The organism is Candidatus Binatia bacterium (assembly GCA_023150935.1).
Taxonomy (GTDB): Bacteria; Desulfobacterota; Binatia; order HRBIN30; family HRBIN30; genus JAKLJW01.
The window spans coordinates 1-510 of sequence record JAKLJW010000190.1 but is presented as its reverse complement, the minus strand read 5'-3'; the positions used below and the strand labels follow the sequence as shown (position 1 = coordinate 510).

Annotated in this window: 1 protein-coding gene; it reads left to right on the top strand. The window is 65.7% G+C overall.

What is annotated here, in order from left to right:
- Positions 1-282 precede the first annotated feature (282 nt).
- Positions 283-510: KUP/HAK/KT family potassium transporter (locus L6Q96_23685; protein ID MCK6557547.1), on the top strand; the 228-nt coding region annotated here is incomplete at its 3' end.

Genomic DNA, 510 nt, shown 5'->3' with positions numbered 1-510 from the left:
GGCACTACGCGTTCCGTGTGCAGGCGCCTAAGGCGGGGAGATCCGTTCATGTCCCGCCGCGGGGGAACCACGGGTACCGGCGAAAGCCGGGCCAGGGGCGAACGGCGGTCATGGCCGCCGGGGTCACTTTCCGGACCCAGCCCGGCAGCTAACCTCGTCGGCGTCGGAAAGCGGAAATGACTGGCCTTGTTGAACTTCCGGGAGTCCGCCTGGCGGGCCCGGACGGAATCTCCATTGCCGGTGGGGGATTGAGAATCGGAGGCGACCTGCACCACTGACTGGATGAGTAGCGAATCATCGCCACGCCGGGGTCTCGGACTGGCGCTCGGTGCCTTGGGAATCGTCTATGGGGACATCGGCACGAGCCCGCTCTATGCCTTGCGCGAGTGCTTTCACGGCGAGCATGCGCTCAGTCCGACCCGTTCCACCGTGCTCGGCGTTCTGAGCGCGGTGATCTGGTCGCTGATCGTCATCGTCTGCCTCAAGTACCTCATCGTCGTGATGCGGGCC